4 protein-coding genes are annotated in these 5,544 nt (G+C 42.0%); 3 read left to right on the top strand and 1 reads right to left on the bottom strand.

Annotation, left to right across the window (positions count from 1 at the left end; translation table 11 throughout):
* On the top strand, positions 1-2,061 hold a 2,061-nt coding region (locus QZT73_RS04470; RefSeq protein ID WP_291786816.1), incomplete at its 5' end, for a TonB-dependent receptor.
* A 158-nt stretch (positions 2,062-2,219) separates the two neighbouring features.
* Here the strand turns inward: QZT73_RS04470 and QZT73_RS04475 are convergent.
* The gene (locus tag QZT73_RS04475; RefSeq protein WP_291779903.1) at positions 2,220-3,167 is read right to left on the bottom strand and encodes a ThuA domain-containing protein; all 948 of its coding nucleotides are present in this window, start codon (positions 3,165-3,167) and stop codon (positions 2,220-2,222) included.
* Positions 3,168-3,225: 58 nt separating this feature from the next.
* Here QZT73_RS04475 and QZT73_RS04480 point away from each other — a divergent pair, with 58 nt between their 5' ends.
* Together QZT73_RS04480 and QZT73_RS04485 are read left to right on the top strand one after the other, a co-directional pair.
* The gene (locus QZT73_RS04480) at positions 3,226-4,197 is read left to right on the top strand and encodes a PmoA family protein (protein ID WP_291779906.1); all 972 of its coding nucleotides are present in this window, start codon (positions 3,226-3,228) and stop codon (positions 4,195-4,197) included.
* Between the two features lie 14 nt (positions 4,198-4,211).
* Positions 4,212-5,544 (top strand): Gfo/Idh/MocA family oxidoreductase (locus tag QZT73_RS04485; RefSeq protein ID WP_291786818.1); only part of this gene is annotated, 1,333 nt, incomplete at its 3' end.

The raw sequence follows: 5,544 nt of genomic DNA on the forward strand, positions 1-5,544 counted from the left end.
GATTCATTGCGGTCTGTAGACATGGGAGAGGTTGTAGTTTCGGCAACTAGATCACTTAGTGATATAGAGAGCATACCTGTAAAAATTCATGTTGTTAATAAAAGGCAAATTGAAGAAAACCAACCACTCACTCCTGTTGAAGCACTACAATATATCCCTGGTGTGACGCGACAAAGTGATGGAGGACTGGCCAGTACACCGATCATAAGAGGTCTTTCACGAGAGCGGGCACCATTACTTATTGATGGTAATCCATTTGTGGGTGGAAGGATTAGATCTTATGCATTAATGGACCCCTTTCAGGCAGAAAGAATAGAAGTTGTTAAAGGCCCGGCATCTGCTTTTTGGGGTAGTGATGCCGTTTCAGGTCTTGTCAACATAATTACACGAAAAGCGGAAAATGGGTACGGAAAGGATATGAAAATAGGTGGAAGTGTTTATGGAGGCTATCAATCAGTTGCCGACTTTTACAGAGGACGAGTAGAACTGGAGGGAAGCGGGAATGGCTTTGATTTTTTAATGGGAGGAGGGATGCGAAAAGCAGGCAATACAAAAACAGCCGAAGGGGAGATAGAAAACAGCCAGTTTGAATCCACTAATTTTGATTTTAACCTAGGGTATTCATGGGCAGCTAATCATAGAGTTGAAATAAGTGGTAAATATTTTGAAAACAGGAATGTTGGCTTTCCTGGCGGTCTAGGAGCGCCAGGCCCTCCAAGTGTAATAAGAAGATTTGATCCAGATACTCAAAAGGACATCAACTTAGCTTATGATGGTTACGATATTTCTGAAAAGATAGAGTCAATTGGGGTCAGGTTGTTTTATAAAGAGCAAAATTTAAATGTAGACCAAATTACCAACATTCCATTTCCGAATACTACTAATTTGAATAGGAGAATTAATGCTATGCTGGATGTAGATGTACCCTTCATGGGGGGAAGATTTTTCTCAACTTTAAGACAAAGGGACAATGCTAAAATGACCTTCGGAATAGATTATCTGAGAGAACACCGTATCGGAACCCGTAGAGAGCTAAATATCCAAATCTTTAATCCAATGGGGAATATGGTTAACGAAATCAATCGGCCTTATGAACAAATTCAGCCTGATAGCTACAGTAATAGCATTGGTTTATTTGCTATTGAAGAGGTGAAATTGGGCAAAAAGATAGATTTATTAGTTGCAGGTAGATTAGACAATGTGAGGACTCGGATTGAAGATAGGCCTTTTGGTATTGAAGAAATAGCTCAAGTATTTAATAGTGACAACAGTTCAAGTAGCGATCTTCAATTGACAGGTAACATAGGGATGAAGTACCAAGTTACAGATGCCTTTAGTTTTACTACCAATCTTGCAAACTCATTTAGGGGTCCTGATTTATTCTCCAAATACCACTTCGCTGAAGTTGGTCAGGGGTTTTTGGTGCCCAATCCAAATTTAAATTCAGAAACAGGAGTTTTTTACGAATTGGGAACAAAATATAAAGCTGGAATAATAACAATTGAAGCAAATTTTTACCAAAACTTTCTAAACAATTTATTCGAAGAAGCGGACATTATATTCGAAGATACACCTTCAATTCAAATCCAAAATATTGGAGAAGCCACATTGACGGGATTTGAGTGGGATATAAGAGCTAAGATAGGGGCTTTATCCAGTGTTTTTATAAGTGGAGCTATCATTAACGGTATTAATAATATTACTAACAACCCACTACAGTCTATACCTGCAACGCAATTATGGACAGGGGTGCATATCCAGGAGCGTGAAGATAAGTTTTTTGTAAGGCCGGAAATGTTATTGGTATTTGACCAAAATGATCCAGCCCCAAATGAAATTGACACTCCTGGCTACGCGATTTTTAATATCAACACGGGTATGAATCTGCATAATTTGAGTAACAAATTGCCCCATTCAAAACTTGTTTTCAGTATTACCAACTTGACAGATAAGTTATACAGAAGTCATGTGTCAAGAGGTGCTCCGGGAAATCAAAATGTATTTATGGAACCGGGTAGGAGTTTTAATATTGGATTTGTGGCAAGGTTTGGAGTAAATTAATCAGCAATATGGAGTTTCATGTTTTCTATCCCAAGGTCAAATATTTACCATCAGAACCATGGTTTAAAGTATTTAAAAATGATTAGGGTTTTGTAAGGTTTTGAATTATCTCGAAGGTCTTATTAACTTTTTCAAAAACACTTACGATCAGTTCGAAATCAAAAAGACCCAACAGGCTGATCTTCACAATCCACATCTCCCACTACATATTGTAAGCCATTCAAAAAGAATTGAAGTAAATAGGGGTTTTCAAAACTTTGGGCATTGTGGGAGGGGGAGCAGTACATCACTTTTCCCTTGCCTTCAGCCCTGATCCAGGCCACATAGGTTTTTCCGGTCTTGGCAGGTTCCCTTTGGCCCGTGATCTCTTCATTGTTAAAATAGAGCAAAGGTCTAAAGTCCTTGTCTTCATAGGCATTGCTGTAGAAATAGGGTTCATCAATATGCTTGAATCCTTCTTTTGGAAAAACCTGTACCATGGGATGTTCCGGATCAACTAATCTCACCTGAATCGGCTGTTGCGGAGGATGGTAATCAAAGCTGGCCCCCACCAAGCGGCTGAAAGCCCTGGACTTATTTTGGGTAGTGATGGCTCCATGGACCACCATCAAGCCTCCGCCATTTTGGACATAGGTCAACAAGTTATTTTCTAATTCTAAGGCCTTTTGCATCAAGATCAGGCTGTCAGCATCGGATTCAGCCCTTAATTTATCCCAGAAAAGATTACGGTGTTCAGGTTTTGAACAGGTGTTATTCAATAGGACTGCATCAAATTTCTCCAAGTTTTCCTGATCAAATAAGCGGATATCTTTACTGTCCTTCACTTCAAATGCCCCACTTTTTTCACTGATGATCCGGATCATTTCTGAAGTATGGGGGATGACCCAATGTTCAAAACCGGTATGCAGGGAAAAAACCAAAATCCTTTTCTTTTCAGAAACGGGAAAATTCGTTTTTTCCGGAGCCAAGGCATGAATTTTTTGTTTCCATGTATCATCTAAAGGGACAACTGGTAAGTCTTGAGAATAAGTAGGGCGCACAGACCCTGTAATAATAAGCATCAAAATGGATATTATTCCAATAATCCTAAAATCGGGATTTTGCATGGCGGCTTTCGATATTTTGTATAAATTGATAAGTCCAAACCAAATAACCTAAAAACCTATGATTTTCAAAAGACTTTTCTGTGGAATGGCCTGCCTTATAACATTGCCAGTTTTGGTTTTTGGCCAGGAAATCCAATTAAGGGAATCAGAAAAAGGGATAGATTTTGTATTTGAAGATAAGGTCTTACTGAGATATCAGACAGCCATGGCTCCGGTTCCTGAGGGAGTAGATGCCCAATTCAGCAAATCTGGATTTATCCATCCGATATACTCTCCATCAGGGCAGGAACTTACCCGCATACAGCCTCCTGATCATTATCACCACTATGGGGTATGGGGGCCCTGGACCAGAACATTGGTGGAGGGAAGAGAAGTGGATTTTTGGAATTTAGGTGATGGACAGGGTCGAGTGGATTTTGATCGTCTTTTGGCTTCCAAGGAACATGCAGAATATGCAGAAGTCATGGCCAGGCAAAATCATGTCGACCTGTTAGCGCCAAATGGAACACAAGTGGCCATTGAAGAAGATTTAGGAATAAGGGTTTGGAACGTGCAGGATAAGCGATATGCAGTGGATTATACTACTGAAATCTCAACGCCATTGAGCAGTCCGGTAATCTTAGATGCCTATCGTTATGGTGGGGGGATAGGATTCAGGGCAACAGCAAGATGGGGGACGGATAACAGCCATGTCCTGACTTCAGGAGGGAATGACCGCAAAACAGCCGATGGGAGTTTTGCCAAATGGGTGATGGTATTTGGGGAATCTGACGATCCATCAGGTCAAAGCGGTATCCTTTTTCTCAGTCATCCGAGTAACCGGGCCCACCCTGAACCTATGCGTGTTTGGCCTGAAGATTTTTATGATGGGATTGGAAATGTCTTTATAGAGTTTTGTCCCATCAGGCATGAAGCATGGGAAATCCTGCCTGGTAAGACCAATACGCTCAAATACAGGATGATTGTATTTGACGGTGATTTAACCCCTGGAGAGGCAGAGGATTATTGGGATGAATTTGCAAAATATTAAAACCTAAATAACCTATGAAAAGAAGAGATTTTATCAAAACTACCGCTTTATCGGGTGCTGTATTGGGTTTTCCAACCATTGTACCTGCATCGGTATTTGGGAAAAATGCACCCAGCAATAAAATCCATATTGGTCAGATCGGTTGCGGCCGAATCGCAAGAGACCATGACTTGCCAGGAACTTGGAAGCATGATGTTGGTAGGATCGTGGCTGTTTCTGATGTAGACAGCAAAAGGATGAAGGAGGGTAAGGAGTTGGTGGAAAAATATTATTCCGACAAAATGGGGAAACCCTACATGGATGTCAAGCAATATGGAGATTATCGGGAAATGCTCCTGGATAAAGACATTGATGCCGTGATTATCAGCACGCCTGATCATTGGCATTCCCAACCTGCCATGGAAGCTGCATTAGCAGGTAAACACATCTACCTGCAAAAGCCTACCTCACTCACCATTAAAGAGGGGAGACAGTTGACAGATTTGGTAAAAAGAACCGGTGTGGTTGTGCAATTAGGTACCCAACAGCGCTCCAGCCCCCAGTTTAGGATAGCGGCTGAATTGGTACGTAATGGGAGAATTGGGAAACTGCATACTGTTCGCATAGGGCTGCCAGGTGATCCATCTGGTCCGGAAGCAGTTCCAATGCCAGTGCCTAAAAACCTGAATTTCGACATGTGGTTGGGCTCTACACCGGAATTGCCCTATTCTGAAATTGGTGTACACCCACAGGAAGGTTATGACCGTCCTGGCTGGTTGAGACATGAAAACTATGGAGCAGGAATGATTACCGGTTGGGGACAGCATCATTTTGACTCTGCCGCTTGGGGCATGGATACCGAACTCACTGGACCAAGATATATTGAAGCAGTTGCAGAATTCCCCAGATCGGGTTTTTGGAACGTGCATGGAGACTTTATGGTCAAGGCGGAATATGATAATGGGATTACCATGTTGACCAGTGGAGGTTATCCCAATGGCATTCGTTATGAAGGAACCGAGGGATGGGTGTGGGTTTCCCGTGGGAGTTATGTAGCCTCTGCCAGTGACCCGGTGAGTCAAGGTGAAAGCGCCAAAGCCTTGGATGCCTCTGACCCCAGATTATTGGAATCGGTCATTGGTCCGAATGAAATCTATTTGTACAAGAGTGAAGATCAACATGGTAACTGGCTGGAATGTATCCAAAGTGGGAAAGAGCCCATTTCTCCTATAGAAGTTGGGCATCGGTCCTGTTCAGTATGTCTGATCAGTCATGTGGCCATGAAAGTGGGCAGAAGGTTGGAATGGGATGTGGATGCAGAAAGATTTGTTAACGATGAAGAAGCCAATGCCCATTTAAGCAGGCCCC

This window comes from Cecembia sp., assembly GCF_007126775.1.
Lineage (GTDB): Bacteria > Bacteroidota > Bacteroidia > Cytophagales > Cyclobacteriaceae > Cecembia.

Excerpts from the sequence above, each read along its gene's own strand:
- QZT73_RS04480 (WP_291779906.1), top strand. The coding sequence starts at position 3,226 with ATGATTTTCAAAAGACTTTTCTGTGGAATGGCCTGCCTTATAACATTG.
- QZT73_RS04475 (WP_291779903.1), bottom strand. The coding sequence starts at position 3,167 with ATGCAAAATCCCGATTTTAGGATTATTGGAATAATATCCATTTTGATG.